General features: G+C 72.5%; 28 protein-coding genes and 1 riboswitch. Of the genes, 18 read left to right on the top strand and 10 right to left on the bottom strand.

Annotated features, from left to right (window positions below):
* The first annotated feature begins 226 nt into the window (after window positions 1-226).
* The 12 genes from MicB006_RS11350 to MicB006_RS11295 all read left to right on the top strand — a co-directional run bounded on the left by MicB006_RS11350 (window position 227) and on the right by MicB006_RS11295 (window position 9,093).
* On the top strand, window positions 227-865 hold the full coding sequence (locus MicB006_RS11350; protein ID WP_116505818.1) for a CDP-alcohol phosphatidyltransferase family protein: 639 nt from the start codon (window positions 227-229) through the stop codon (window positions 863-865).
* On the top strand, window positions 862-1,818 hold the full coding sequence (locus MicB006_RS11345) for a DUF881 domain-containing protein (RefSeq protein WP_116505816.1): 957 nt from the start codon (window positions 862-864) through the stop codon (window positions 1,816-1,818). The genes MicB006_RS11350 and MicB006_RS11345 overlap by 4 nt, the downstream gene beginning before the upstream one ends.
* Window positions 1,815-2,147 (top strand): small basic family protein, encoded by a 333-nt coding sequence (locus MicB006_RS11340; protein ID WP_007071104.1) that lies wholly within the window; start codon window positions 1,815-1,817, stop codon window positions 2,145-2,147. The genes MicB006_RS11345 and MicB006_RS11340 overlap by 4 nt, the downstream gene beginning before the upstream one ends.
* Window positions 2,148-2,157: 10 nt before the next feature.
* A complete protein-coding gene (locus tag MicB006_RS11335; RefSeq protein ID WP_116511360.1) occupies window positions 2,158-3,081 on the top strand; it encodes a DUF881 domain-containing protein in 924 nt (307 codons plus the stop codon).
* Between the two features lie 54 nt (window positions 3,082-3,135).
* The gene (gene gcvH, locus MicB006_RS11330; protein WP_043330119.1) at window positions 3,136-3,516 is read left to right on the top strand and encodes a glycine cleavage system protein GcvH; all 381 of its coding nucleotides are present in this window, start codon (window positions 3,136-3,138) and stop codon (window positions 3,514-3,516) included.
* A gap of 216 nt (window positions 3,517-3,732) precedes the next feature.
* Window positions 3,733-4,185: an FHA domain-containing protein gene (locus MicB006_RS11325; RefSeq protein ID WP_030503922.1), complete on the top strand. Its 453-nt coding sequence runs from the start codon at window positions 3,733-3,735 to the stop codon at window positions 4,183-4,185.
* A gap of 50 nt (window positions 4,186-4,235) precedes the next feature.
* The gene (locus MicB006_RS11320) at window positions 4,236-4,937 is read left to right on the top strand and encodes a MerR family transcriptional regulator (RefSeq protein ID WP_192900285.1); all 702 of its coding nucleotides are present in this window, start codon (window positions 4,236-4,238) and stop codon (window positions 4,935-4,937) included.
* A 211-nt stretch (window positions 4,938-5,148) separates the two neighbouring features.
* Entirely contained in the window at window positions 5,149-5,613 is a 465-nt protein-coding gene (locus MicB006_RS11315) for a bifunctional nuclease family protein (protein WP_043330120.1), read from the top strand.
* Between the two features lie 217 nt (window positions 5,614-5,830).
* Window positions 5,831-6,418 carry a MerR family transcriptional regulator gene (locus MicB006_RS11310; protein ID WP_192900227.1) on the top strand — a complete coding sequence of 196 codons (588 nt, stop codon included), beginning with the start codon at window positions 5,831-5,833 and terminating at the stop codon, window positions 6,416-6,418.
* Between the two features lie 436 nt (window positions 6,419-6,854).
* The gene (locus MicB006_RS11305) at window positions 6,855-7,244 is read left to right on the top strand and encodes a group 1 truncated hemoglobin (RefSeq protein WP_073829457.1); all 390 of its coding nucleotides are present in this window, start codon (window positions 6,855-6,857) and stop codon (window positions 7,242-7,244) included.
* A gap of 2 nt (window positions 7,245-7,246) precedes the next feature.
* Window positions 7,247-8,413 (top strand): globin domain-containing protein, encoded by a 1,167-nt coding sequence (locus MicB006_RS11300; protein ID WP_116505814.1) that lies wholly within the window; start codon window positions 7,247-7,249, stop codon window positions 8,411-8,413.
* A complete protein-coding gene (locus tag MicB006_RS11295) occupies window positions 8,410-9,093 on the top strand; it encodes a DivIVA domain-containing protein (protein ID WP_116505813.1) in 684 nt (227 codons plus the stop codon). The genes MicB006_RS11300 and MicB006_RS11295 overlap by 4 nt, the downstream gene beginning before the upstream one ends.
* Before the next feature lie 53 nt (window positions 9,094-9,146).
* Here the strand turns inward: MicB006_RS11295 and MicB006_RS11290 are convergent, their stop codons facing one another.
* Window positions 9,147-9,803: an NAD(P)H-binding protein gene (locus MicB006_RS11290; protein WP_116505811.1), complete on the bottom strand. Its 657-nt coding sequence runs from the start codon at window positions 9,801-9,803 to the stop codon at window positions 9,147-9,149.
* Between the two features lie 89 nt (window positions 9,804-9,892).
* Between MicB006_RS11290 and MicB006_RS11285 the strand changes: the two genes are divergently transcribed.
* Window positions 9,893-10,735: an NAD-dependent protein deacetylase gene (locus MicB006_RS11285; protein ID WP_116505809.1), complete on the top strand. Its 843-nt coding sequence runs from the start codon at window positions 9,893-9,895 to the stop codon at window positions 10,733-10,735.
* A gap of 59 nt (window positions 10,736-10,794) precedes the next feature.
* Window positions 10,795-10,885: riboswitch (glycine riboswitch) on the top strand.
* A gap of 72 nt (window positions 10,886-10,957) precedes the next feature.
* Window positions 10,958-13,780, top strand: a complete 2,823-nt coding sequence (gcvP, locus tag MicB006_RS11280) for an aminomethyl-transferring glycine dehydrogenase (protein WP_116505807.1) — start codon at window positions 10,958-10,960, stop codon at window positions 13,778-13,780.
* A gap of 94 nt (window positions 13,781-13,874) precedes the next feature.
* Here gcvP and MicB006_RS11275 read toward each other — a convergent pair whose 3' ends face one another.
* Window positions 13,875-14,075, bottom strand: a complete 201-nt coding sequence (locus MicB006_RS11275) for a DUF5999 family protein (RefSeq protein WP_013286363.1) — start codon at window positions 14,073-14,075, stop codon at window positions 13,875-13,877.
* A 123-nt stretch (window positions 14,076-14,198) separates the two neighbouring features.
* Between MicB006_RS11275 and MicB006_RS11270 the strand changes: the two genes are divergently transcribed.
* A complete protein-coding gene (locus MicB006_RS11270) occupies window positions 14,199-15,392 on the top strand; it encodes a chorismate-binding protein (RefSeq protein ID WP_116505805.1) in 1,194 nt (397 codons plus the stop codon).
* Between the two features lie 16 nt (window positions 15,393-15,408).
* Here the strand turns inward: MicB006_RS11270 and pip are convergent, their stop codons facing one another.
* Window positions 15,409-16,371, bottom strand: a complete 963-nt coding sequence (pip, locus tag MicB006_RS11265; protein ID WP_116505804.1) for a prolyl aminopeptidase — start codon at window positions 16,369-16,371, stop codon at window positions 15,409-15,411.
* A gap of 48 nt (window positions 16,372-16,419) precedes the next feature.
* Between pip and MicB006_RS11260 the strand changes: the two genes are divergently transcribed.
* Together MicB006_RS11260 and def are read left to right on the top strand one after the other, a co-directional pair.
* A complete protein-coding gene (locus tag MicB006_RS11260; protein WP_116511358.1) occupies window positions 16,420-16,917 on the top strand; it encodes a MarR family winged helix-turn-helix transcriptional regulator in 498 nt (165 codons plus the stop codon).
* Between the two features lie 21 nt (window positions 16,918-16,938).
* Window positions 16,939-17,448, top strand: coding sequence for a peptide deformylase (def, locus tag MicB006_RS11255; protein ID WP_116505802.1), 510 nt, complete (start codon window positions 16,939-16,941; stop codon window positions 17,446-17,448).
* Here def and MicB006_RS11250 read toward each other — a convergent pair.
* Both MicB006_RS11250 and MicB006_RS11245 read right to left on the bottom strand, forming a co-directional pair.
* A complete protein-coding gene (locus MicB006_RS11250) occupies window positions 17,428-18,231 on the bottom strand; it encodes a GNAT family N-acetyltransferase (protein WP_116505800.1) in 804 nt (267 codons plus the stop codon). The two genes, def and MicB006_RS11250, sit on opposite strands and share 21 nt — an antisense overlap.
* Entirely contained in the window at window positions 18,216-18,986 is a 771-nt protein-coding gene (locus tag MicB006_RS11245; RefSeq protein ID WP_073829466.1) for a TSUP family transporter, read from the bottom strand. Before MicB006_RS11245 ends, MicB006_RS11250 begins: the two co-directional genes overlap by 16 nt.
* A 174-nt stretch (window positions 18,987-19,160) precedes the next feature.
* On the opposite strand from MicB006_RS11245, the gene MicB006_RS11240 reads away from it, so the two are divergent.
* Complete coding sequence (locus MicB006_RS11240; RefSeq protein WP_116505798.1) at window positions 19,161-19,940, top strand: endonuclease/exonuclease/phosphatase family protein; 780 nt, start codon at window positions 19,161-19,163, stop codon at window positions 19,938-19,940.
* 3 nt (window positions 19,941-19,943) lie between these two features.
* Here MicB006_RS11240 and MicB006_RS11235 read toward each other — a convergent pair whose 3' ends face one another.
* The 5 genes from MicB006_RS11235 to MicB006_RS11215 all read right to left on the bottom strand — a co-directional run bounded on the left by MicB006_RS11235 (window position 19,944) and on the right by MicB006_RS11215 (window position 25,695).
* Window positions 19,944-20,810: a bifunctional 5,10-methylenetetrahydrofolate dehydrogenase/5,10-methenyltetrahydrofolate cyclohydrolase gene (locus MicB006_RS11235; RefSeq protein WP_116505796.1), complete on the bottom strand. Its 867-nt coding sequence runs from the start codon at window positions 20,808-20,810 to the stop codon at window positions 19,944-19,946.
* 93 nt (window positions 20,811-20,903) lie between these two features.
* Complete coding sequence (locus MicB006_RS11230; protein WP_116505794.1) at window positions 20,904-21,923, bottom strand: hypothetical protein; 1,020 nt, start codon at window positions 21,921-21,923, stop codon at window positions 20,904-20,906.
* 40 nt (window positions 21,924-21,963) lie between these two features.
* Window positions 21,964-22,962 (bottom strand): tyrosine-type recombinase/integrase, encoded by a 999-nt coding sequence (locus MicB006_RS11225; RefSeq protein WP_116505792.1) that lies wholly within the window; start codon window positions 22,960-22,962, stop codon window positions 21,964-21,966.
* A gap of 585 nt (window positions 22,963-23,547) precedes the next feature.
* Complete coding sequence (locus MicB006_RS11220; RefSeq protein WP_116505790.1) at window positions 23,548-24,288, bottom strand: hypothetical protein; 741 nt, start codon at window positions 24,286-24,288, stop codon at window positions 23,548-23,550.
* 135 nt (window positions 24,289-24,423) lie between these two features.
* A complete protein-coding gene (locus MicB006_RS11215) occupies window positions 24,424-25,695 on the bottom strand; it encodes an MFS transporter (RefSeq protein ID WP_116505789.1) in 1,272 nt (423 codons plus the stop codon).
* Between the last annotated feature and the right edge of the window lie 132 nt (window positions 25,696-25,827).

Here is a 25,827-nt window from a genome sequence, read left to right as displayed (position 1 = left end):
CCCCACCGTGACATCACTGAGCAACGACGCAGCGCGGCCCCCGGCCGGAACGGGGCAGCCCGATATAGTGGCAGCGCAACTGAGCGGCCGGTGATCACCGGCCGCGTCGGGGGAGGTCCCAGCCCGGGATCACAGAGGGCGCCGGCGTCTGACCGGCCGGCAACGCGCACGTCCCTCCAGCGGCCGCTCGTCCGGCTGCCGGACCGTGCTGCGAAGGGAGGGTTCGGTGTCGCGTCGGCCGGCTCCAGCGGAGCACCCGGATTCCGGGGATGCCACGGTCGTGGGAGACCGCGTCCTCACGCTGCCCAACCTGATCAGCTTCGTCCGGCTCGTCGGCGTGCCGATCTTCCTGTACCTGTTCCTCGTGGTCGAGGCCGACGTCGCGGCCATCGTGGTGCTCGCCGTGGGCGGCACCAGCGACTGGGTGGACGGCTGGATCGCCCGCCGGCTGGGGCAGGTGAGCCGGCTCGGCGAGCTGCTCGACCCGCTGGCCGACCGCCTCTACATCCTGGCCACGCTGCTCGCCTTCACCGCGCGCGAGGTGGTGCCCTGGCAGTTCACCGGGGCGCTGCTGGCCCGTGAGCTGCTGCTGCTGGTCTCCCTCGGGGTGCTGCGCCGCTACGGCTACGGCCCGCCGCCGGTGCACTACGTGGGCAAGACCGCCACCTTCCTGCTACTGGCGGCGTTCCCGCTCCTGCTGCTGGCCGACGCCGCGCCGGGCATCGGCACCGCTACCGGCGCGATCGGCTGGGGCCTGGCCTGGTGGGGTCTGGTCCTCTACTGGGTCGCCGGCGCGATGTACGTGGTGCAGGCGAGCCGGCTCGTACGGCGGATGCGGGCGCGGCGCGCGGAGGCGGCGGCATGACCAGGCCGACGTCGGGGGACGGGGAGAAGGAGCGCGACCCGTCGAGCCGGGTGTACGCGCCGGACTTCCTGACCGAGCTGTTCCGCAATCCGCTGGACCCGGGGTACGGGGACGCGGCGGCACGGCGGGCGGCGGGTCCGGTGTCGCGGGTGCGGCAGGTGCTGGGCCGCCCGGTGAGCCTGCTGGTCCTGGCGGTGATCGGGTTCCTGTTCGCGGTGGCGTACCGGGAGACGATGGCGGAGGAGCCGAGCCGGGCGACGGCGCGGGCGGGGCTGATCGCCGAGATCAAGGGGCGTGAGGCGGAGACCGACCGGTTGACCGAGCGGGCGGAGCAGTTGCGCGAGGAGGTCGGCCGGCAGCGGGACGCGGCGCTGAGCGGTTCGCAGGCGTCCCGGTTGCGCACTCTGGAGGCGGGCACCGGGCTGGCGCGGGTGCGCGGCGACGGCGTGGTGGTGCGGCTGGCCGACGCGACGTCGGATCAGGACGGGGTGACCAGCGGGAACGGGGATCCGTCCCGGGTGCTGTACTCGGATCTGCAGAAGGTCGCGAACGCGTTGTGGGCGGCGGGCGCCGAGGCGGTGGCGGTGAACGGGCAGCGGTTGACCGCGACGTCGACGATCCGATCGGCGGGTGAGGCGATCCTGGTGGACTACCGGCCGGTGACGGGCCCGTACGAGGTGCAGGCGATCGGGCCGCGGTCGATGCGGGACCGGTTCAACGAGAGCCGGGCGGCGGCGCTCATGCGTGAGGTTGCGCGGACGACGGGGCTGTCGTTCGGGGTGAAGCGGGTCGACGACCTCACCTTGCCGGCGGCGCCGCAGCCGCGGCTACGCTACGCCGAGCCTTCGGCAAGTCCGAGTCCGCGTCCGTCGGGTTCGGGGGCCGCCGGTTCGTCGAGTCCCGGGTCGTCCGGCCCGGGTGGTTCTTCCAGCCCCTCGGGAGGTGGCCGATGATCGCGGTGCTGGCGTTGCTCGCCGGTGTGGTGCTCGGGGTGTATCTGGACCCCACGGTGCCGGCGGCGTTGCAGCCGTATCTGCCGATCGCGGTGGTGGCCGCGTTGGACGCGGTGTTCGGTGGGGTGCGGGCGAAGCTGGACCGGATCTTCGACGACAAGCAGTTCGTGGTGTCGTTCATCTCGAACGTGCTGGTGGCGGGGCTGATCGTGTACCTGGGTGACCAGCTGGGCGTGGGTGGTCAGTTGTCCACGGGTGTGGTGGTCGTGCTCGGGGTGCGCATCTTCGGAAATGTGGCGGCGATCCGTCGGCACCTGTTCCGGGCGTAGGTTTGTGGCGATGAGTGAGGAACACAGGGAGACGGGGACGGGGTGGCCGCGTCCGGTGGAGCCGGAGCGGCCGTCGGGTCCGGCGGGTGAGCCGGATCCGCGCCCGGACGCGCCCGATCCGGACGAGTTGAGCCCGTTGGCGCCGGTGGAGCCGGCGCCGGAGGAGGATCCCGCGGAGCGGGAGGCGGTGCCGGAGTCCGAGCCGGAGCCGGGTGCGGTGGCGCAGCCGTCGCGGGCGCGGCGGTTCTCCTCTGCGGGTCTGATGATCGCGGTGTTGCTGGCGTTGCTGGGTTTCACGCTCGTGGTGCAGTTGAAGACGACGTCGACGGATCCGACGCTTGCGGCGACGCGGGAGGAGGATCTGGTGCGGATCTCGTCGGATCTGGATTCGCGGGAGCGGCGGCTGCGTCAGGACATCGAGGCCCTGGAGGAGAGTCAGCGGCAGTTGCGCTCGGGTGAGCAGGGCCGGCAGGCGGCGCTGGAGGAGGCGACGCGGCGGGCGGACGAGCTGGGCATCCTGGCGGGTACGTTGCCGGCGGTGGGTCCGGGGCTGGAGGTGCGGTTCTCGGGGCCGGAGAAGGCGGTGTCGTCGACGCGGATCCTGGATGCGGTGCAGGAGCTGCGGGGTGCGGGCGCGGAGGCGATGCAGATCCAGGGCGCTGATGGTTCGGCGGTGCGGGTGATCGCGTCGACGTATTTCGTGGACGGGGCCGATGGTGCTCTGGTGGTGGACGGGCGGCGGCTGACGGGTCCGTTTACGATCATGGTGATCGGGGATCCGGCGACGATGCGTACGGCGTTGAACATTCCTGGCGGGGTGGTCGCATCGGTGCGGGACGCCGGCGGTAACGTGACCTCCGAGGATCGTGAGGTTGTGGAGGTTTCGCAGCTGCACGCGCCGATCAAGCTGGACCACGCCCGGCCGGTTTCCTGACCGGTCGCGGCCGCGCCGGTTTCTCCGGTGCACCGATGACGAAGGACGCAGTTGGTGATTCCTGAGGATCTGCGGTACACCGCCGAGCACGAGTGGGTGGTCGGTGGTGACGGTGGTGTCGTCCGCGTCGGTATCACGCACTTCGCGCAGGACGCTCTGGGTGACATCGTGTTCGTGCAGCTGCCGGATTCCGGTTCGGTGGTGGCGGCGGGCGAGTCGCTGGGCGAGATCGAGTCGACGAAGAGTGTGTCGGAGATCTACGCGCCGTTGAGCGGCACGGTGGCGGCGCGCAACGAGGCGTTGGCCGACACCCCTGAGGTGATCAACACGGATCCGTACGGTGCGGGGTGGTTGGTGGAGATCACTCCGGATGATCCGGCGGCGGTCGAGGGGTTGTTGACCGCTGATGCGTACCGCGAGCTCACCGAGAGCTGAGTTCGTGCTGTTCCGGGCGGCGGCGAGGTTCCGCGCGTCCGGTTGCCCTGCATTTCGGCGCTGGCTAGGCTCGCCCAGTCGACCGAGAACCAATAGTTTGAGCGTTGCGGAATGCGCCTTCCCGGGCACGGGGAGCCAGCCGCCGGGTGTGGTGTTGCCCGGCGGCCAGAACCGGCATTCCTTGACGCCGACCGAACAGATCCGTGAGGTGGTCCCATGACGCGCCCAGACGACGAGTTCCCCCCGCTCGACGTCACTTCGACGCTCAATCTCGGTTCGCTCGACGAAGTGCTGGAGGGTCCGGACACCGATGTGGTGCCGAGCCGGATGTCCGGTTCTTTGCCGCCGGGTATGGCGTTGCTGGTGGTTCGCCGGGGTCCGAACGCGGGCGCCCGGTTCCTGTTGGACCACGACGTGACGACGAGTGGGCGGCACCCGGACAGTGACATCTTCCTCGACGACGTGACGGTGTCGCGTCGGCACGCGGAGTTCCACCGGGACGGTGGGACTTTCACGGTGCGGGATGTGGGCAGCCTGAACGGCACGTACGTGAATCGTGAGCGGGTCGAGGCGGCGACGTTGAGCAACGGTGACGAGGTGCAGATCGGCAAGTTCCGGGTGGTGTTCATCGCCGGTCCGCGCCCGGAGGGTGAGGCCGGCCGGGGGTGAACGAGCCTGCGGCTTCGACGCCGTCCGGGGCTGGGCGGGCGCCTGCGCTGATGAGTATCGGCGAGGTGCTGGCGCAGTTGCGGCCGGAGTTTCCGGACGTCACGATCTCGAAGTTGCGGTTCCTGGAGGCCGAGGGCCTGGTGGAGCCGCAGCGGACGCCGGCGGGTTATCGCAAGTACGGCTGGGACGATGTGGCGCGGCTGCGGTTCGTGTTGACCGCGCAGCGGGATCAGTATCTGCCGTTGCGGGTGATCCGGGAGCAGTTGGCCCAGTGGGACGGGTCTGGTCCGTCGCCGGGGCGGGGGCGGCCGAATCTGGTGGCTGTGGGTCCGGGTGGTGAGGTGCCGGGCCGGGAGTCGGTGGATTCGGTCGAGTCGTCGGAGGTGCGGCTGGACCGGGCGGGGCTGATCGCTCGTAGTGGCGTGGACGAGTCGACGCTTGCGGAGTTGGAGCGGCTGGGTGTGCTGGTGTCGGATCCGCCGGGGTGGTACGACGCGGACGCGTTGATCATCGCGAGTGCGGTGGCGGGTCTGGCGGCGTACGGGTTGGAGCCTCGGCATCTGCGGGCGTACCGGTCGGCGGCGGATCGTGAGGTCGGTTTGTTCGCGCAGCTTGTGGCGCCGTTGGCGCGGCAGAGTGATCCGGCGGCGCGGGCTCGTGCGGCGGAGACGGCGCGGGAGTTGGTGGCGTTGTCGCAGCGGTTGCACGCGGCGTTGGTGCGGGTGGGGCTGCGGTCGACGTTGGGCCGGTGAGGTTGTCGGTGAAGGGCCGGGTGTCCTGGACGCCCGGCCCTTCGTCGTGGGTGGCGCGGAAAGATCTGGCCGGAGGAGCGTGTCGTAGGCTTGCCGGGGTAAGCCCCTCCGGCGAGGCGTGGTGCACGTAGCGTGTGGGACTCCCGTGTCCTGGTCCGTGTACCGTGCAGGGAAGGGCGCGGTGCAAGGTGACGACGACACGGAGGCGGCGGTGCGCGAGCTGAGCGTGGTCGGAGTTCGGGTGGAGTTGCCCAGCAACCAGCCGATCGTCCTGCTGCGGGAGGTCGAGGGGGACCGCTATCTGCCGATCTGGATCGGCGCGGTCGAGGCGACGGCGATCGCTTACGAGCAGCAGGGGGTCAAGCCGGCCCGGCCGTTGACGCATGATCTTCTGCGGGATGTGCTGGCGGCGTTGCAGGCGCCGTTGCGGGCGGTGGAGATCACCGAGTTGAAGGACAACGTGTTCTACGCGGATCTGCTGCTGGGTGACGGGGTGCGGGTGTCGGCGCGGCCGAGTGACTCGATCGCGTTGGCGTTGCGGGTCGGCGCTCCGATTCGTTGTGCGGAACAGGTCCTCGGCGAGGCGGGGATCGTGATCCCGGACGAGCAGGAGGACGAGGTGGAGAAGTTCCGGGAGTTCCTGGACCAGGTGCGTCCGGAGGACTTCGCGGGTTGAGGTGTTCCCGGCCGGGTGGCCGGGGTCGGCGCGGCGGCGGGTGTCACTGTGGGTGACGGCTGGCCGCCGTGTGTGGTGTTGCGGGGCGGTCGCGCGGCGTGTCGCGGTGTCTCCTGCGGGTGAAGGGCGGGCGGCGGCGATAGGGTTGCCGTGTCGAGGGGTGCGCGTGACGGGGAGTCGGCGCGGCACCGCCACGGGCGCGGGGAGGTTGGTCCGGATGCACGAGCCACGGGATCCTGGTCCGGGTGCGGAGCAGCAGGCGGGTGTGGGGCCTGAGTCGGTCGGTGACGGTGACGTCGGCTACCGGGGTGTGACCGCGTGTTCGGCGGTGGGCATCAGTTACCGGCAGTTGGACTACTGGGCGCGTACGGCGCTCGTGGTGCCGAGTGTGCGGGACGCTTCGGGTTCGGGGACGTCGAGGTTGTACTCGTTCCGCGACCTGGTGGTGTTGAAGGTCGTGAAGCGGCTGTTGGACGCCGGGGTGTCGTTGCAGAACATCCGCAAGGCGATTGAGGCGTTGCGCTCGCGTGGGGTGGATGATCTGGCGGGCATCACGTTGATCTCCGACGGGACGACTGTGTACGAGTGCCGGTCGCCGGAGGAGGTTGTCGACCTGTTGCAGGGCGGCCAGGGCGTGTTCGGCATCGCGATCGGCGGGGCGTTCAAGGAGATCCAGGGTTCGTTGTCGCATCTGCCGGCGGAGCCGGTGGGTGGGCAGGAGCCGGTTGCGCCGGTGGCGGAGCCGGAGTCGGATGCGGTGGGTGACGAGCTGGCGGCGCGCCGGGCGCGGCGCCGGGCCGGGTGACCTGCGTCGCGTCTCGTTGACGGGATCGCGCCGCGCCCGAAAAGGGTGCGGCGCGATTCGTGTTTTTGGTGACGGGGTGTGCTGTGTCGCGGCCGGGTGGGTTCGGTCCGGTGGGTGGGCGCGGCCCGGTCGGTGTATTCGCAGGTCGCGGCGGGTCGGTGCGCAATGTCCGAAAGGGACGGTACGCGTCGCGGGTTGACCATGGGTGGTGGGCCGGCTGCGGTGTGTTCATCGGATTCGCCGCGGTTGTTGACTGTCCGTAGTTGACGGTTCTCGGGATTGGGACAGGGGCGGCGTGAAGCCTGGTGGCTGGCGCGCTATCGTCCGTTCCGGTCGTCGGCGTGTCGGCGTCACGGTGAAACGCTGTGTGACGCCGCGCCGGACGGCGAGCCCCTGACGCGGCGCTGCCCGCGGACCCCTGGTGGAAGGACCGAGCATGACGGTGACGAGCGAGACCACCCCGATCTCCCACTACGAGCGCATCGGCGGCGCGGCGGCGGTGAAGGCCGCTGTGGAGTTGTTCTACGACAAGGTGCTGGCCGATCCGGATCTCGCGGGCTACTTCACCGAGGTGGACATGGTGGAGCAGCGGCGGCACCTGGCGTTGATGCTGGCGGTGGTGCTGGGTGGGCCGAACGAGTACGCCGGCCGTGGGCTGGCCGAGGCGCACCAGCCGCTGAACATTCCGGGTGGGCACTACGCGAAGGTCGGTGAGCACCTGACGGCGACGCTCGTGGAGCTGGGCGTGCCGGGCGACGTGATCGCCGACGTGCAGGTCGTGCTGGGTCAGGTGCGCGATCAGGTCGTGTCGGCGGGGGATGCCTGAGCGTGGACGCGGCACGGCTGAAGCAGAGTTGGGCCCTGGTCGCCGCGCACGGCGACCAGGTGCCGCTCTACTTCTATTCGACGCTGTTCCTGGCGCATCCGGAGACCCGGCAGATGTTCCCGACGAACATGGCCGGGCAGCGGGATCGTCTGGTGGCGGCGCTGGGGCACGTGGTGTCCCATGTGGACCAGGTGGACCGGCTGGTCGGGTTCCTGCGGGACCTGGGCGCGGATCACCGGAAGTTCGCGGTGCGCGCCGAGCACTATCCGGCGGTGGGCGAGGCGCTGCTGGCGACGTTGCGGCATTTCTGCGGCGAGGCGTGGACCGAGGAACTGGCCGCCGACTGGACCGCGGCGTACGGCCTGGTGGCGCAGGTGATGACCGACGGCGCGCAGGCGGCGGAGTCGCAGTCGCCGCCGTGGTGGGTGGCCGAGGTGCTGTCGCACGAGCAGCGCACGTTCGACGTGGCGGTGCTGACGGTCCGCCCGCAGTATCTGCTGCCGTTCGCGCCGGGGCAGTCGATCGGGGTGTCGCATCCGGCGGTGCGGTCGTGGCGGTACTACTCGCCGGCGAACGCGCCGCGTCCGGACGGCACGGTGGAGCTGCACGTGCGGGCCGCGCCGGGTGGTGTGGTGTCGTCGCGTCTGGTGTACGGGTGCGCGGCCGGGGACCAGATCCATCTGGCGTCGCCGGTGGGTGACCGGTTGACGCTGTGGCAGGCGGGGTCGTCGGATCTGCTGCTGTTGGCCGCGGGCACCGGCTGGGCGCCGGTGAAGGCGCTGGTGGAGCAGGTCGCGGCGGAGGGTGCGGGCCGGCGGGTCGATCTGTACGTGGGGGCCCGGTCGCGGACGGAGTTCTACGACAGCGAGGCGATCGACAAGTTGGCGGCGACGCATCCGTGGCTGCGGGTGTCGTACGTGGCCGGATCGGATCCGCAGCGGCCGGGGGAGATGGTGCGGCTGGCCGACCGGGTGCTGGCCGACGGGGACTGGCGGTCGAGGCACGTGTACGTGTGCGGGTCCGACGAGATGGTCGGTGACTCGGTGGCGGCGCTGACCGCGGCCGGTTACCAGCCGGGCCAGGTGCACCACGAGGGTTTCGGCAAGCACTGGTACGGCCCGTCCTGGCGGACGGTGGCCGGTTCCGAGGGGACTGAGGTGATCCGGTGAGCGCGAGCCCGATCAGCAGCTATGACGCGCAGCACGTGTCGGGTCCGGTGCAGGTGCGGCTGACCGCGGACCGGGTGCGCCGGTGGGAGTTCGGGTCGGCGGCGTTCACCCGGCGCGGGTACGACCCGGCCGACGTGGACCGGTTCCGGTTGCAGGTGGCCGACGAGTTGGATCTGCTGGCGGCGCAGGTGGGGGACCTGCGGGCGGAGAACGAGCGGCTCAACGACCATTTGGAGCTGCACCGGCACGGGGTGATCCCGAGCGCGGAGAAGGTGGTGGCGGCGCCGGCGGCGAAGGAGGTCAACCTGCTGTCGGCGGCGCAGCGGGAGGCCGAGCAGATCATCGCGCAGGCGCACGACTACGCGCGCCGGGTGGCCGAGTACGCCCGTACGCAGTACGAGAGTTACATGCGGGCGGCGGCGGAGGAGGCGAAGCAGGAGGCCGAGCGGGCGGTGGCGGAGTACCGCAGCGCCGCCGGGGGCAGCTTCGACGACTCGGTGGCGACGCGGGAGGCGCTGCGGATCTTCGGCGAGATGATGATCTCCCACATGCAGGCGGCGGCCCGGCATCTCGACGACGGCAGTGAGCAGTTGGCGCGCACGATGGAGCGGATCTCCCGGGAGCTGCCGCCGGCTGGTGGCGGCGCGCCGCAGCCGGCGTTGCCTCGCCACCAGCGGTGACCGTACCGCCCGGCCTGCCGTGCGGCGGGCCGGGCGGTGAGGGTCCGGGCGGGTCAGTCGGTGACGGCTTTGATCGCTTCGGCGATGGGGGTGTCGCCGCCGACGAGTTCGAGGGTGTGACCGGCGGTGCCGGGGGCGTAGAGCAGGGCCAGCAGGACGCGGGCCACGTCGGCGCGGCTGATCGCGCCGCCGCTGACGTGCCGGGCCAGCGTGATGCGGCCTTCGGGTTCGTCGTCGGTGAGCCGGCCGGGCCGCAGGACCGTCACGTCGAGGTCCCGGCCGGTGACGTCGTCCTCGGCGGCTTTCTTGGCCCGCAGGTACGCCGACCACACCTCGTCGGTGCCTTCGGTGGGCGCGTCGTCCACGCCCATGGAGGAGACCAGCAGGTAGCGGCGGACCCCGGCGCGTACGGCGGCGTCGGCGAGCAGCACCGCGGCGCCGCGGTCGACGGTGTCCTTGCGGGCGGCGCCGCTGCCCGGTCCGGCGCCGGCGGCGAACACGACGGCGTCGGCGCCGGCCAGGTGCGCGGCGAGGGTGTCGACGTCTGTGTGTTCCAGGTCGCAGACGACCGGTTCGGCGCCGGCGGCGCGCAGCGCGGCGGCGTGGTCGGGGTTGCGGATGAGTCCGAGCGCGGTGTCGCCGCGTCCGGCCAGTTCCCGCTCCAGCAGTTTGGCGATCTTTCCGTGCCCTCCGGCGATGACGACGCGCATGCGATCAACGTAGCCCGCTCGGGCGCGCCTCGCCGGGCGGTCGGGTGAGCGGGTGGGAGGTGCGGGGGTCGGCGAGGGACCATGGACGGGTGAGTGAGGCGTTCGAGGCGTTGACGCGGCTGGTGGCCGCCGGGGACGTGGTGGTGCTCAGCGGCGCGGGCCTGTCCACCGAGTCGGGCATCCCGGACTACCGGGGGCCCAGCGGCGCGACGCGCCGGCACACCCCGATGACGTACCAGGTGTTCACCCGGGATCCGTCGGCGCGGCGGCGGTACTGGCCGCGCAGCCACCTGGGCTGGCAGACGATCGCCCGGGCGGCGCCGAATGACGGGCACCGGGCGGTGGCCCGGTTGCAGGACGCGGGGCTGCTCGGCGGGATCATCACCCAGAACGTCGACGGGCTGCACACCGCGGCCGGCGCGACCGGGGTGATCGAGCTGCACGGGCGTCTCGACGAGGTGACGTGCCTGGACTGCGGCAACGCCACCGGCCGCGAGGAGCTGCACCGGCGCCTGTCCGAGGCGAATCCGGGCTTCGACGCCCAGGTGGCGCACGTCAACCCCGACGGCGACGTGGATCTGCCCGACGAGGCGGTGACCAGGTTCCGCACCGTCGACTGCGGCGTCTGCGGCACCGGCATGCTGAAACCGGATGTGGTGTTCTTCGGCGAGACGGTGCCCGCGCCGCGGGTCGCGGACTGTTTCGCGCTCGTGGAGCGGGCCCGGGCGTTGCTGGTGCTCGGCTCGTCGTTGACGGTGATGTCGGGGCGGCGGTTCGTGCTGCGCGCGGCCCGCCACGGCATCCCGGTGGGGATCGTCAACCAGGGCGTCACCCGCGGCGACGGGTACGCGACGCTGCGCCTGGACGCGCCGCTGGGCGCCACCCTGAGCGCGCTGGCCGACCGGTGCGCGGCGGCCCCGGCGCCGGTGTGATCAACGACCCTGGGACATGAGCCGGAAACACGGCCGCTGGTAGCGTTGGGGGTGCCGGTACCACCCACGTGGGAGAGACCGTCGACCCGACGGCGCCGAAGGGGCAGATTCTCCCCGGAACCTCTCAGGCAAAAGGACCACGTGGGCAGGCGCTGTGGAGCGCGTCAGCGCGACTCAGGGGGAGGCCGATCCGTCGACCTCGCCCCACAAGGAGCGCAGCGCATGACCGCAGAGCAGTTCGCCGACCGGCACATCGGCCCCGGCCGCGACGACGAGCGCCGGATGCTGGAGGCCGTGGGGTACAGCTCCGTCGACGAGCTGATGGACGCCGCGATCCCCGAGGTGATCCGCTGGCACGGCACGCTGGACCTGCCGGCCCCGGCGAGTGAGCGGGAGGCGATCGCCGAGCTGCGCGCCCTGGCCGCCCGCAACACCGTCGCCGTGTCCATGATCGGCCTGGGTTACCACGGCACGCACACCCCGGCGGTGATCCGCCGCAACGTGCTGGAGAACCCCGCCTGGTACACGGCGTACACGCCGTACCAGCCGGAGATCAGCCAGGGCCGGCTGGAGGCGCTGCTGAACTTCCAGACCATGGTCACCGACCTGACCGGGCTGGCCACCGCGAACGCGTCGATGCTCGACGAGGGCACCGCCGCGGCCGAGGCCATGACCCTCGCGCGCCGCGCGTCGAAGAGCAAGAGCCCGGTGTACGTGGTCGACGCCGACGCGCTGCCGCAGACCGTCGCGGTGATCGCCAGCCGCGCCGAGCCGCTCGGCATCGACGTGCGCGTGGTCGACGTCGAGCGCGACGAGCTGCCGGCGGAGTTCTTCGGTCTGCACCTTCAGTACCCGGGCGCGTCCGGGGCGGTCCGGGACCACCGGGCCCTGGTCGAGGCGGCGCACGGCGCGGGCGGGCTGGTGACCGTGGCGGCGGACCTGCTGGCGTTGACGTTGCTGCGCCCGCCGGGCGAGATCGGCGCCGACATCGCCGCCGGCACCACCCAGCGCTTCGGTGTGCCGATGGGCTTCGGTGGGCCGCACGCCGGTTACCTGGCGGTGCGCTCCGGTCTGGAGCGGATGCTGCCGGGCCGCCTCGTCGGGGTGTCCCGCGACGCCGACGGCAACCCGGCGTACCGGCTGGCGTTGCAGACCCGCGAGCAGCACATCCGCCGGGAGAAGGCGACCAGCAACATCTGCACCGCGCAGGTGCTGCTCGCCGTGATGGCCGGCATGTACGCCGTCTACCACGGCCCGGACGGGCTGCGCGCCATCGCCCGGCGTACCCATGAGGCGGCGGCGCGGCTCGCGGCCGGGCTGCGCGCCGGCGGCGTCGACGTGGCCGACGTGCCGTTCTTCGACACCGTCACCGCTGTCGTGCCGGGCCGCGCCGCGGACGTGGTGGCAGCCGCGGCGCAGCGCAACGTGAACCTGCGGCTGGTCGACGCCGACCGGGTCGGCGTCTCCTGCGACGAGACCACCACCGGCGCGCACCTGCAGGCGGTGTGGGCGGCGTTCGGCGTCGACGGGTTCGACGGCGACGTCGACGCGGGCCTGCCGAACGGGCTGGCGCGCACGTCGGGCTTCCTCACCCACCCGGTGTTCCACAGCCACCACTCGGAGACGGCGATGCTGCGGTACCTGCGCCGCCTGGCCGACTTCGACTACGCGCTGGACCGGGGCATGATCCCGCTGGGGTCGTGCACGATGAAGCTCAACGCCACCACCGAGATGGAGCCGATCACCTGGCCGGAGTTCGCGCACCTGCACCCGTTCGCGCCGGCCGCGCAGACCGCCGGGTACCGGGAGCTGATCGCGCAGCTGGAGGGCTGGCTGGCCGAGGTGACCGGCTACGACGCGGTGAGCGTGCAGCCGAATGCCGGGTCGCAGGGTGAGCTGGCCGGGCTGCTGGCGATCCGCGGCTACCACCGCGAGCGCGGCGAGGCCCACCGCGACGTGTGCCTGATCCCGTCGTCGGCGCACGGCACGAACGCCGCGTCGGCGGTCATGGCCGGCATGCGGGTCGTGGTGGTCGGCTGCGACGCCGACGGCAACGTCGACCTGGTCGACCTCGACGCGAAGATCGACAAGCATCGGGACGCGCTCGCCGCGATCATGGTGACGTACCCGTCGACGCACGGCGTGTACGAGACCGGCATCGCCCAGTTGTGCGCGAAGGTCCACGACGCGGGCGGTCAGGTGTACGTCGACGGCGCGAACCTCAACGCGCTGGTCGGGTTCGCCAAGCCGGGCCGGTTCGGGGCGGACGTGTCGCACCTGAACCTGCACAAGACGTTCTGCATTCCGCACGGCGGCGGTGGCCCCGGTGTCGGTCCGGTGGCGGTGCGTTCGCATCTGGCGCCGTTCCTGCCCGGTGACCCCCTGGGTGCGCGCGCCGAGGGGCGGCCGGCGATCTCCGCGGCGAACCACGGGTCGGCGGGGATCCTGCCGATCCCGTGGGCGTACCTGCGGATGATGGGCGCCGACGGGCTGGCCCGCGCCACCGGCGTGGCGGTCCTGGCCGCGAACTACGTGGCGGCGCGGCTGCGCGCGCACTTCCCGGTGCTGTACGCCGGCAACAAGGGCCTGGTCGCGCACGAGTGCATCCTGGACCTGCGTGCGCTGACCAAGGCCACCGGGGTGAGCGTGGACGACGTGGCGAAGCGGCTGATCGACTACGGCTTCCACGCGCCGACCATGTCGTTCCCGGTGGCCGGGACGCTGATGGTGGAGCCGACCGAGAGTGAGGACCTGGCCGAGCTGGACCGCTTCTGCGACGCGATGATCGCGATCCGGGCGGAGATCGACAAGGTCGGCTCGGGGGAGTGGCCGGCGGGGGACAACCCGCTGTCCAACGCGCCGCACACCGCGGCGATGGTGTCCGCCGACGAGTGGCCGCACCCGTACCCGCGGTCGGTGGGCGCCTACCCGGCGGGCGTGGAGCGGGCGGGCCGGTACTGGCCTCCGGTGCGGCGCGTCGACGGCGCGTACGGCGACCGGAACCTGGTCTGCTCGTGCCCCGCGCCGGAGGCGTTCGAGGACTGAGCGGCTGACGCCGGGGCGGTGGACTGTCGCCGCCCCGGCCGGAGCGCCGGCCGGTCAGGGCCGGCGCGTACGCTCACTGACGCTGCGTGATCGCTCAGGCGACGAGGGCGTGGCGGGCCGGACCCCGGTGCGGGGCGATGGTGCGCCCGTCGGGGAGCAGCTCACCGGTGTCCTCGAAGACGATGACGCCGTTGCAGAGCAGGCTCCAGCCCTGCTCAGGGAAGCAGGCAAGGACGCGGGCGGCCTCACGGTCGGTCGCGTCGGCGGAGGGGCAGGTGGGCTGGTGCTGACACATCGGGTTCTCCGGACTGTGGGGGCACTGTGTCATGGTTCACATGACCAGTGACGCACAGTACCAAGGAAAACTGAGCGGCAACGAGCAAGGATGCGTCTTGTTCACCCAGAATGGGCTGAACGGATGACCCGTAACGGCCCGGACGTCGTGGAAGCGCTCCCACAGGTGGAGGTCGATGTTCCCGGCGCGCCGCCCGGATGCCGCCGCCGGCTGATCGAGACAGCCCGCCTGCACTGGTCGATCGGCGACGGCGGCGACCCCGCCGACCTGGCACAACGCTTCCTCGCCGCGCACGGCATCACCCGCGACGACCTGTCCCGCCCCGGCCGCCACGACCCGCAGGCCGCGGTGTGCGGCGCGGCGCTCTACCTGTCCGCCGCCGCCGGCGCGTACACGCTCGGCGTGTCGCCCGGCGCGCCGAGCCCCGCGCCGGCGCTGCCCGACCTGGTCGTGGTCGTCTACCACCACACCGACCGGACGGTGCCGCCCCCGCGCCCGGCCCTCACGCCCTGGCGGCTCGGGCCGTGGCGGGACAGCTGGACCCCGGCCGCGCACGCCGCCGCCGTCGACGCGGTCCGCGCCGCCATCGCCCGCGGCGACGTCTACCAGACCAACCTCGTCGGGCACGCCGCCGCCGCGTACACCGGCGACCCCCTGCCGGCGCTGGCCCGCCTCGCCGCGCTGCCCGGCGCCCGCTACGGCGGCACCCTGCACGGCCCCGGCTGGGCGCTCGGCTGCGCCTCCCCGGAGACCCTGATCGCGGTCGAGCGCGGCCGGCTGGTCACCCGCCCGATCAAGGGCACCCGCCCGGCCACCCCCGCCGGACGCCGCGACCTGCTCGCCTCGACCAAGGAACGCGCCGAACACGTCATGATCGTCGACCTGGAACGCAACGACCTGGCCCGGGTGGCCCGTACCGGCTCGGTGCGCGTCGACGAGCTGTTCGCCGTACGCCGCTGGTGTGACCTGTGGCAGGCGGAGTCGACGGTGTCCGCGGCGCCCGCCGACGGCCTCGGCCTGGCCGACCTGCTGCGGGCGCTGTGCCCCGGCGGCTCGGTCACCGGCGCCCCGAAACGCGCCGCGCTGGCGCGCATCGCCGAGCTGGAGCCGGTCGGACGCGGCGCGGGCATGGGCGCGCTCGGCTGGGTCGGACCGGACCGGCTCGACCTGGGCCTGACCATCCGCACCGCCGCCGCGGACGGGCGACGGCTGCACCTGTGGGCCGGTGGCGGCATCACCTGGGACAGCGACCCGGCCGCCGAGGTCGCCGAGGCCGCCGCCAAGGCCGCCCCGATCCGCGCCCTGCTCGCGGGCTGACGGTCGGCGCGGCGGCTCAGGCGGCGGGGCCGGGCACGGCGGCGAACGCGTCCAGAGCCGCCACCACCCGCTCGCTGATGCCGTGCCCGCCGCCGTGCCCGCCGGACTCCACGATCTCCAGCCGCGCGTCCGGCCAGTCCCGGGTCAGCAGCCACGCGATGTCCGGCGGGCCGCTGACGTCCAGCCGCCCCTGCACCAGCACCCCGGGGATGCCCGCGAGGCGGCCGGCGTCGCGCAGCAGCTGCCCGTCGGGCAGGAAGCCCCGGTTGGCGAAGTAGTGGGTCACCAGCCGGGTGAACCCGTACCGGAACTCCGGGTCGGCGAACCGGGGACTCGGCGCGTACCCGCCGGCCAGGGAGACGTGCACGTCCTCCCAGTCGCACCAGTCCCGGGCGGCCCGCTCCCGCACGGCCGGGTCCGGGTCGTTGACCAACCGGGCGTACGCCGCGGACAGGTCACCGTCGCGGTCGGCCTCGGGCACGCCGTCGCGGAACCGGGCCCACTCCTGCGGGAACACCCGGCCCATGTCCCGGGTCAGCCACTCGATCTCGCGGCTGGTGTTGGCGACCACGCTGAACAGCACCAGCTCGGTGACCCGCTGCGGGTGGCGCTGGGCGTACGCCAGTGCCAGCGACGACCCCCACGACGCGCCGCACAGCAGCCACCTGTCGATCCCCAGGTGCACGCGCAGCAGCTCCATGTCGGCGAGCAGATGCGCCGTGGTGTTCACCGACAGGTCGGTGGCCGGATCCGACGCCGGGGGAGTGCTGCGCCCGCAGCCGCGCTGGTCGAACAGCACGATCCGGTACGCGGCCGGGTCGAACAGCCGCCGCCACGACGCGCCCGCCCCCGAACCCGGGCCGCCGTGCACCACCAGCGCCGGACGGCCGGCCGGATTGCCGCACGTCTCCCAGTGCACGCTCTGCCCGTCCCCGACGTCCAACATGCCCTGCGCGTACGGCTCGATCGGCGGATACATCAGGCGGCCTCCTCAGACAGATACAACAGCGCTGTTACATTAGTGGACGTGACCGCCCCCGACCGCGACGCCCTCGGCACCCTGCTACGCCACGTCCTGGACGTCCTCGACGGCGACGTCGCCGCCGTCCACCACCGCCTCGGCCTCACCGACTACCGGCCCCGCTACTCACCAGTCGTGCGCGCGCTCGTCGCCGACGGCCCGCTGCCCATCCGCGACCTCGCCACCCGCGTCGGCGTCACCCACTCCGCCGCCAGCCAGACCATCGCCCAGATGCGCCGCGCCGGCCTCGTCGACCTGCGCCCCGGTGCCGACGCCCGCCACCGCATCGTCACCCTCACCGACCGCGCCCGCGCCCTGCTGCCCGCCGTCGAAGCCGAATGGGCCGCCACCACCACCGCCATGCGCCACCTCGACACCGAACTACCGGTGCCACTCGCCGACGAGCTGTACGCCGTCCTCGACGCGCTACGCCGCCGCCCCCTGCGCGACCGCATCGCCGACACCGGCGTGCTCGACACCCCACCGGACACCGCAGACCGGTAAGCAACGGATAGCCTTCCGGACATGACTATGCGCCCGATCCGGATCATCGGCGACCCCGTCCTGCGCACCCCCAGCGAACCCGTCACCAGCTTCGACGCCGAACTACGCGCCCTCGTCGAAGACCTGATGGACACGCTGCTCGGCGCGCCCGGCCGCGCCGGCGTCGCCGCACCCCAGATCGGCGTCAACGCCCAGGTGTTCGTCTACGACGCCGACGGCCACCGCGGCCACATGGTCAACCCCACCCTGGACGTGTCCGACGAACTCCAGGACGACGACGAGGGCTGCCTGTCCATCCCCGGCCTGTACTTCCCGACCCCCCGCGCGCTGCACGCCACCGCCCACGGCTACGACCAGCACGGCGAACCGCTCACCATCACCGGCAGCGGCTTCCTCGCCCGCGCCCTGCAACACGAGACCGACCACCTGCGCGGCCGCCTCTACGTCGACACCCTGCGCGGCGACACCCGCCGACGGGCCCTGCGCGAGATCCGCGCCGGCCGCTTCGACTCACCCAGCCGCGGCCGCTGACGTCAACGCGCACTCGGTGAACCCGGCCACCCGGGAGAACCCCAACCGCTCGTACAGACGCACCGCCGCCGCGTTGTCCGCCTGCACGTTCAACGTCACATGATCCACCGACGTGAGCAGCCGGGCACACAACGCCGCCACCACCCCCGCGCCCAGACCACGACCCCGCACATCCGGATGCGTCGTCACGTTCCCCAGCGCCGCCACCCGCCACCGCGGCGAGAACACGTGCACCCCCGCCACCGCCACCAGCCGGCCACGCTCGCGCACCCCCACGTACTGGCCCGTCTCCAGCATCCGCGCGTCGAACCAGTTCCCCGGATACGCCACCGCGTACAACCCGGCCAGCTCCGCCGCGTCCGCCGGCCCCAACGGTTCACCCACCGCCGGCACCGCCGCCAACCGGCCCGGATCCGTCAACGCCATCCGGTGATGCGCCGCCGCCTCCGACACCACGAACCAGCGGCCCAGCGTCGCCTCCAGACCGGGGGACAGGTGCGCCCACATCCGCGCCGGCAACACCGGCGCCGCCTCCGCCAGCAACCCCGCCAGCTCCGCCACCCGATCCGGCGCCGCGAACGCCAGCAACGTCGGCAACTCCACCCCGTGATACAGCAACACCACCTGGTCGCCACGCCGGAACCACGACGTGTACGGCCAGAAGAAATCGTCCAGATCACCCAACTGGTACGCGTGCAACACCGGATCCCGGCCCAGCAGACCCGCCAGCACCGCCCGATCGTGCTCCGCCCGCACCGCCACCGCGATCAGCCCGCCACCCACTGGTCGTAACCCAACCGAACCACCAACGCCAGCACCACCACCAGCAGCACCACCCGTACGAACCCGGCACCCCGCCGCAACGCCATCCGCGCGCCCACCGCCGCCCCCACCACGTTGCACACCGCCATCGCCGCGCCCAGCGCCCACCACACATGCCCGGTCAACCCGAACACCACAAGCGCACCCAGATTCGTGCCCGCGTTGACGACCTTCGCCATCGCCGACGCGTGCACGAAATCCGAACCCAGAATCGCCGTGAACGCCAACACCAGAAACGTCCCCGTACCCGGCCCGATCAACCCGTCGTACAGAGCGATGCCCAACCCGGCCACCGCCACCGCCACCACCACCCGCCTCGGCGTCCGCCGCGGCGACGACACCACACCCAACGACGGCCGCGCCAGCACGAACACCGCCACCGCCACCAGCACCACGAGCACCACCGGCCGGTACGCGCTGCCCGGCACCGCACCCGCCAACGCCGCACCCAACCCCGCCGTCACCACCGCCAACCCCGCCGCCGGACCCGCCACCGCCCAGTCCAGCTTCGTACGCCGCGCATACGTCACCGCCGCCGTCGACGTGCCGAAGATCGCCGCCAGCTTGTTCGTCCCCAACGCCGTCGCCACCGGCACCCCCGGCGCCGCCACCAGCAACGCCGGCAACAACAACAGGCCACCACCACCCACCACCGCGTCCACCCACCCGGCGACAAGGGCAGCGGTCAGCAACGTCGTCAACGACAGGGCATCCACCGCCGCATTCTGCCTACCCCGCCACCAGCGACAAGGCCACCTGTGGCCAGCCTCACCGGCCCCGGCGACGCCGCAACCACACCCCCACCGAACCCACCGCCACGAACACCAGCATCGAACAGCACAACAGTCTCAGCACCCGGCAAGACTGCCACGACGACGTAGGGTGTCCAGGTGCGCCTGGCCACCTTCAACCTGCTGCACGGCCGATCACTCACCGACGGACTCGTCGACCCCGACCGGCTCACCGCCGCCGTCACCGCCCTCGACGCCGACGTCCTCGCCCTGCAGGAAGTCGACTGCGACCAGAGCCGCAGCGGCAAACTCGACCTCACCGCCCTGGCCGCCCGCGCCCTGCACGCCGACCACCACCGCTTCGCCGCCGCCGTCGTCGGCACCCCCGGCGAACAGTTCCGCCCCCTCACCCACGACGACGACGGCCACGGCGAACCCCTCTACGGCATCGGCCTGATCAGCCGCCACCCCGTCCGCTCCTGGCAGGTCACCCGGCTACGCGCCGCCCCCGTCCGCTCACCCATCTACGCGCCCGGCCCCGGCGGCGGCCTCATCCTGCTCCGCGACGAACCCCGCGTCGTACTCGCCGCCGTCCTCGACACCCCCCACGGCCCCCTCACCGTCGCCGCCACCCACCTGTCCTTCGTCCCCGGCTGGAACGTCTGGCAGCTACGCCGCGTCGTCCGCGCCCTGCGCACCCTGCCCGCGCCCCGCATCCTGCTCGGCGACCTCAACCTGCCCGCCGGACCCGCCGCCGCGCTCACCCGCTGGCGACCCCTGGCCCGCCGCCCCACCTACCCGGCCGGGCAACCCCGCGTCCAACTCGACCACATCCTCGCCGACCGGCACGCCCTCGACCGCCTCCCACCGGTCACCGCCGTGCACACCCCGCTGGCCACCATCTCCGACCACCGGCCCCTCGTCGTCGACCTCGGCTGACGCTCAACCCAGACCGCTCTGCCGCCGAGCCGCCTCCACCGCGTTACGGAACAACATCGCCACAGTCGTCGGACCCACCCCGCCCACACGCGGCGTGATCGCGCCCGCCACCTCGGCACACGACTCGTCCACGTCCGGCAGCAACCGCCGCCCCTCGTACCGCACCCCACCACCGACCACCACCGCACCCGGACGCACATGCTCCGGCCGCACGATCCCCGGCACCCCCGCCGCCGCCACCAGGATCTCCGCCCGCCGCGTGTACCGCGGCCAGTCCGCCACCCCCGTGTGCACCACCGTCACCGCAGCGTTCGCCGTCGGCCGCTTCTGCGCCAGCAACATCGCCAACGGCCGACCCAACGTCGCACCCCGGCCCAGAATCACCACCTCCCGGCCCGCCACCGGCACACCGTGAAACGCCAGCAACGCCTCGATCCCCGCCGGCGTACACGGCAACGGACCCGGCAACCCCAACGCCAGCCGGCCCATGTTCACCGGATGCATCCCGTCCACGTCCTTGTCCGGATCCAGCTCCGCCAACGCCCGGTCGTAGTCCAGACGCCCCGGGATCGGATACTGCACCAGCACCCCGTGCACCGTCTTGTCCGCGTTGAAATCCGCCAGCACCGCGTGCAGATCCGCCTGCGACGCCGACGCCGGCAGATGCACGTGCGGCGACACGAAACCCAGCTCCGCCGCCTGCCGTTGCTTGATCCGGATGTAGCCCGCGCTCGCGTCGTCGTCACCCACCAGCACCGTCGCCAGCGCCGGCGTCACACCCGCCGCGCGCAGCTCCGCCACCGACGCGGCGACCTCCGACAACACCCGCTCCGCCACCGGGGCACCCGGCAACAACCGTGCAGAAGACATACGACACCTCGCCCGCGGAGGCCCAGGCGGTCGACCCCCACGACGAGCTCCCCGATGGTTCACCCATCCCCGTGCCGCCAGTCGCGTTCTCCCTCAGCCTGCCACAGCCTCCGCCGCCACCGCATCCACCACCGACTGCCACCCCGGCAACGCCGCCAGCAACGCGTCCGCCCGCCGCCGCCGATCCGCCGCCGACGCCACACCCAGATCCGCCAGCACCGCCCCGAACGCCCGCTCCCGCTCCGGCGCCACCGCGCCCAACACCACATGACACCGCGCGTACGTCACCAGCACCCAGAACATCGCCTCCCGATGCCGGCCCGCCGCGATCAGCTCAGCCGCACCGTCGAACACCACCGGACGCCCCGCAGCGCCCAGATCCGCCCCGAACGCGAACCCCTCCCGCGGCAACCGCGACACCTCGTCGAACACCACCGCCAACCCGGCCAGATGCGCCCGCACCCGCGCCGCGTCCACACCCACCCCACCGCCGTCAAACGTGTCCAGCAGCTCCGGATACCGATCGGCGAACCCGAACCGCGACAACACCCGCTCCGCCCGCACGTACCGCCGCCGCACCGTCGGATCCGCCAGCCCCGCCACCGCCGGCCACACCGCCAGCAACGACGTCGGAAACACCCACGCCAGCACCTGCTCCGCCACCGGCGCCGAACCGCCGACCGCCCGCAACCCGGCCTCGATCCGCCGCCGCACGCCCGCGCACCGCGCCCGCACCCACACCGGATCCGCGAACCCCGCCGCCACCCGCTCCCGCACCGCGGCCAGCCGGCCCGACGGATCCGCGATCACCCCATCGGTACGGAACATCGGCGCGAACACCCACGACCCCAGCACATCCTCCGGGCCGCCCAACTCCTCCCAGGTGACAGTGCTGACCTCCAGCAGCACCCCCCGGTGCACGAACTTGCCCACCTTCACGCCGGGGTTCCAGCGCACCAGCAACACGTCCACGTCCGACCACGGCGGCAGCACCGCATCGTCCGGCAACCCCACAGTCGAACCGCTGAAGAACGCCCCCTCGATCGACGGATCGACGCGCATCCGCTCCCGTACCCAACCGACCGCCACCGCCCGTGCCGCACCCACCCGCATCCGCCCGATCCTGCCAGCACGGCAGACCGCCGCGCGGCCCTCACCGCCGCGGCGTCAACCCCGACAAAGCCCGGTTGGTACGGTTCGCCGCCACCGCCGCCCGCTGCTGACCCGCCGTCACCTCGATGTACGTCTGCGACGACGCCAACGACGCATGCCCCAGCAACCGCATGATCTCCGACGCGCTCGCCCCGTCCTCCGCCAACCGCGTCGCGAACGTGTGCCGCAACGCGTGCAACCGGGCGCCCCGCGGCACCCGGTCACCGATGCCCGCCCGCCGGTAACACGACTCCACCAGGTACTGCAGCCCACCCCGCCGCAACGCCTCACCCTGACGGTCCACCAGAAACGGCGCGTCCGGCCGCACACTTCGCGACCCGAACCGGTACCGCCGGCTGTCCAGGTAACCCGCAAGCACCCGGTCCACGGCATCCTCGATCGGGACCGTACGCGGACGCCCACCCTTACCTGCCACGTCCACCCGCCGCTCGCCGTCGCGCCCCGCCACCGACGACACCCGCAGCGCCAGCAGCTCCGACAGCCGCAACCCCGCGCACAACGCCAGCGCCAGCACCGCCAGGTCGCGCTCCGGCCACGGATCACGCTGCCTGCCCTCCGCGCGCGCCACCGCCGCCAGCAGTTCCTCCGGAGTGTCCTCGCCCCGTAGCGGCTTGGGCCGGGGGAGCGGCGTACGCGGTCGCCCCACCGCCGGCATCGGGTTGCCCGGTACGACGCCCTCCGCCACCAGGAAAGTGAAGAAGCTGTTCCACGTCGACCAGGCACGATGGACCGACGCGGCGGCGCGGGGAGCGGCGAACCTCGCGAACGCCGCGCGCATCACCCTGGGGGACAGGCTCCCGACCGCCAGCCGGTCCAGGGGGAGGGGAGTGGTGTCACCGTCGGCGGCGACGAGCTCGGCCACTGTGGTCAGGTCCCGCCGGTACGCGGCCAGGGTGTGGGGGGAGGGCTTGCGGGTGGCCCGGGCGGTCAGGAACTCCTCGATCAGGACCCCTACCGTTTCGTCCGGTTTGTCATGCATAAGGGATATTATGCATGATTCTCGCGTTCCCGCCAGGGGGCCGGTCCAGGGGGAGCGCAGTCGCTCAAGCGATGATCAACTCCACCTCGCCGAGGTTGCGGCAACCCGGGCGCTCCGATGCAGCCACATCGGCGAACTGGCGGCAGTCACACCCGTCGGGCACTCGGTCGGGCACCGGAGGGCAGGCGGAAGGGCCGGCACCCTCTCTGCTCCGGCGATCATGAGGTTGACCGCGGACGCTGTCCAATTTGCCCCCGCCAACCTCATGATCGCCGGATGGGTGGGATGGGGGTGAGTGGGCGGCGTGGAGGCCGGTGTCGGCGAGATTCGTGCTCGGGGGGCACCCGGGCGATCGGTGCTCGCGGTCAAGCGCCAGCGGCATCGCGGCCTGGGTGCGTACCAACTGGCCGGACCGCGCGGTGGACGACGAGCTGATGCCGAGTTCGGCGGTGCGACGGGGCGACCGGTTGGACCTCCAAGCCCGGAAGGTCGGTCAGTGGCCTAGCGTGGCGCCCGGGGACCCCTCCTGAGCCCAGCTTGACATAATGTACATTATCGAATCGGCGACTCAGCGCGTGGCAGTGCTCAGGACGCCTTCACGCCTTCGCCCTCTTCGCCGAGAGTTTCGGACATGACCTTCAGAAGCGCGGCCAACCGTGGCTGGTCACTACCCGCCGGTGCCTCGCGCAGCCTCGCGAGTGCCGCGTCCACCTCTGCCTTGACCGCCTGCCGCTGCGACGCCTGCCCCGAGTCGAGCGCCTTCTGGACTCGCGGTGTCAGGTCGGCCAACAACGTCAGGGCCTCCATGTCCGGCGCACCCGGGTCGTCGGACCGTTCCGGGGCTCGCTGCCGGACGTCCGCGAAGCGGCTTGCTCCGAACCGGGCCAGGGCGGCCGCCACCTCGTCCGCCGGCTGCTGCACCTGATCGAGGTCGAGCAGCACCAGGGCCGGGCGGCCGTCGACCGGGCTCCGCCCGGTGAGCCGACGATCGATGGTCGAGGCGGTGGCCGGCACCAGCAGCACCGACGCGGCTCGCTGCTTCCGGCCACCGGACGGTAGTGGCTGGTCCAGGACGACGGCGTCGATCTCGGCCCACGCCACCAGCCGGTTGAGCCCGGCGACCCGCAGGTCCAGTCCGTCGGCTCCGATGCGGAACCGGAACGGCCTGAGCTGGTAGGCGACGAACACGCCGGCCGACACCAGCCACAGGCCGAGAACGATCCATCGTCCGGTCGACGCGGACGTGAGGTACAGCAGTGGAAACACGCCGACTCCGAAGACCGTGAGGCCCTTCCACAGCGTCTGTCGGCTCCTACGCAGATCCATGCCGGCACCTCGTCCCTTGTGGCCTGTCCTGGGAGGGGCCCTACATGGTGGCACGGGCGGTGCGCTGTCGTGATCATCCGAACGTCCCCGGAAAAGACCGACGCCTCTCCCCTGCCTGCCGGTACGGAGATCGACTCAGACCGGCTGCGGGTCGCGCCGCTCGGCCTCGCCGGGCTCGGGCTCCGCGACGTCCTCGACGGCGCGCAGATCGGGCATGGCGCGCACGGCGGGTGCGACGGCCGCGCCCACGGCGAGCGTCAGCATGACGGCCGCGAAGCTGCCGAACACCACCGGCGCCGGTACGCGGTCGATCAGCAGGCCGGACAGGGCCGGGCCGAACGGCGCCACGATCAGCGCGATGAAGCTGGTCGCGGCGTTCGCTCTCCCCTGCAGGTCGCCGGGGGTCAGCAGGGTCTGGAGGGTCAGCATGCTGATGTTGGCGGCGGGTACGACCAGGACGCAGGCGCCGGCCAGCGCGCCCAGGATCAGTCCGTTGTCGGTGGTGGCCATCGCGGCGGTCAGCACGGCGCAGGCCCAGACGACAGCGAGGATCAGCCAGCGGGTGGGTACCCGCGCGGTCAGCCAGGACGCGACGAGTGATCCGGCGACGGCGCCGAGCCCGACGCATGCCATGACGGTTCCGGCGGACAGTCCGGAGGCGCCGTTGCGGACCGGCACGACGATGATCGCCAGCAGGACGCCTGCGAACGCGAAGTTCAGGACGGCGCCGCAGAGCAGCGTGAACCGCAGCGACGGTTGCCGCCACAGGAACCGGACCCCGGCGACGGCCTGCTGGGGCAGGGACTCCCCCGGCGTGGTCAGGGAGCGGCCGAGCGGGCCGCGTAGCAGGGCCACAGCGACCAGGGAGACGGCGTACGAGATCGCGTCGACGAGGAACGGCAGTGCCGGGGCGAGGCCGAACAGGAAGCCGCCGAGCGGTGGGCCGGCCAGGTGTACGACTCCGTTGCGGGTTTCGTTGAACACGGTGGCCGTACGCAGGTCCCGGGCCGGGACGACGGCGCGGGTGGCCGCCGCGGCGGCGGGTTGCAGGGCGGCGCCGAGGCCGGCGGTGGCGGCGGCGAGGACGGCGATCAGCAGGACGGGCGCGTGTCCGACGAGGGCGAGCACTGTGACGCCGGCGACGGCGAGCAGCGCGCCGCCGTCGCAGCAGAGCATGAGGATGCGCCGGTCGCGGCGGTCGGCGAGCAGGCCGGCGGGCAGGAGTACGAGGACCAGGGCGATTCCTTCGGCGAAGGCGACGAGGCCGGCGTCGGTGGCGGAGCCGGTGGTCAGCAGCACGAGGAGCGGCGTGGCGACGGCGGTGACCTGGGTGCCGAGTTTCGACGCGGTGCGGGCGACGGTGATGAGGAGGAAGTCGCGGTTGTGTCGCAGGCCGGTGGGCGGCATGAGGGCTCCGTGGGCGTGGTGGCGGGCGGGAGGTCGGCTCCACCGGCTGTGGGGCGGGTTGACGACGGACCCGGGCGGGCGGTGGCCGCCCGCCCGGGTCGCCAGGCGGATCAGGTGTGGCTGGGGCCGGCG

Origin of the sequence: Micromonospora sp. B006, from assembly GCF_003408515.1 — a bacterium.
In the GTDB taxonomy this organism is placed as follows: domain Bacteria; phylum Actinomycetota; class Actinomycetes; order Mycobacteriales; family Micromonosporaceae; genus Micromonospora; species Micromonospora echinospora_A.
Note: the sequence above shows the minus strand (reverse complement) of the source record. Positions and strands in the feature narration are given on the sequence as shown.

Coding starts and splice junctions, on each gene's coding strand:
- MicB006_RS11270 (WP_116505805.1), top strand. CDS start 14,199: ATGACCCGTAACGGCCCGGACGTCGTGGAAGCGCTCCCACAGGTGGAG.
- MicB006_RS11225 (WP_116505792.1), bottom strand. CDS start 22,962: ATGCATGACAAACCGGACGAAACGGTAGGGGTCCTGATCGAGGAGTTC.
- MicB006_RS11275 (WP_013286363.1), bottom strand. CDS start 14,075: ATGTGTCAGCACCAGCCCACCTGCCCCTCCGCCGACGCGACCGACCGT.
- pip (WP_116505804.1), bottom strand. CDS start 16,371: ATGTATCCGCCGATCGAGCCGTACGCGCAGGGCATGTTGGACGTCGGG.
- MicB006_RS11320 (WP_192900285.1), top strand. CDS start 4,236: ATGAGTATCGGCGAGGTGCTGGCGCAGTTGCGGCCGGAGTTTCCGGAC.
- MicB006_RS11220 (WP_116505790.1), bottom strand. CDS start 24,288: ATGGATCTGCGTAGGAGCCGACAGACGCTGTGGAAGGGCCTCACGGTC.
- MicB006_RS11310 (WP_192900227.1), top strand. CDS start 5,831: ATGCACGAGCCACGGGATCCTGGTCCGGGTGCGGAGCAGCAGGCGGGT.
- MicB006_RS11335 (WP_116511360.1), top strand. CDS start 2,158: ATGAGTGAGGAACACAGGGAGACGGGGACGGGGTGGCCGCGTCCGGTG.
- MicB006_RS11230 (WP_116505794.1), bottom strand. CDS start 21,923: ATGCGGGTGGGTGCGGCACGGGCGGTGGCGGTCGGTTGGGTACGGGAG.
- MicB006_RS11345 (WP_116505816.1), top strand. CDS start 862: ATGACCAGGCCGACGTCGGGGGACGGGGAGAAGGAGCGCGACCCGTCG.
- MicB006_RS11305 (WP_073829457.1), top strand. CDS start 6,855: ATGACGGTGACGAGCGAGACCACCCCGATCTCCCACTACGAGCGCATC.
- MicB006_RS11235 (WP_116505796.1), bottom strand. CDS start 20,810: ATGTCTTCTGCACGGTTGTTGCCGGGTGCCCCGGTGGCGGAGCGGGTG.
- MicB006_RS11215 (WP_116505789.1), bottom strand. CDS start 25,695: ATGCCGCCCACCGGCCTGCGACACAACCGCGACTTCCTCCTCATCACC.
- def (WP_116505802.1), top strand. CDS start 16,939: ATGACTATGCGCCCGATCCGGATCATCGGCGACCCCGTCCTGCGCACC.
- MicB006_RS11290 (WP_116505811.1), bottom strand. CDS start 9,803: ATGCGCGTCGTCATCGCCGGAGGGCACGGAAAGATCGCCAAACTGCTG.
- MicB006_RS11340 (WP_007071104.1), top strand. CDS start 1,815: ATGATCGCGGTGCTGGCGTTGCTCGCCGGTGTGGTGCTCGGGGTGTAT.
- MicB006_RS11325 (WP_030503922.1), top strand. CDS start 3,733: ATGACGCGCCCAGACGACGAGTTCCCCCCGCTCGACGTCACTTCGACG.
- gcvP (WP_116505807.1), top strand. CDS start 10,958: ATGACCGCAGAGCAGTTCGCCGACCGGCACATCGGCCCCGGCCGCGAC.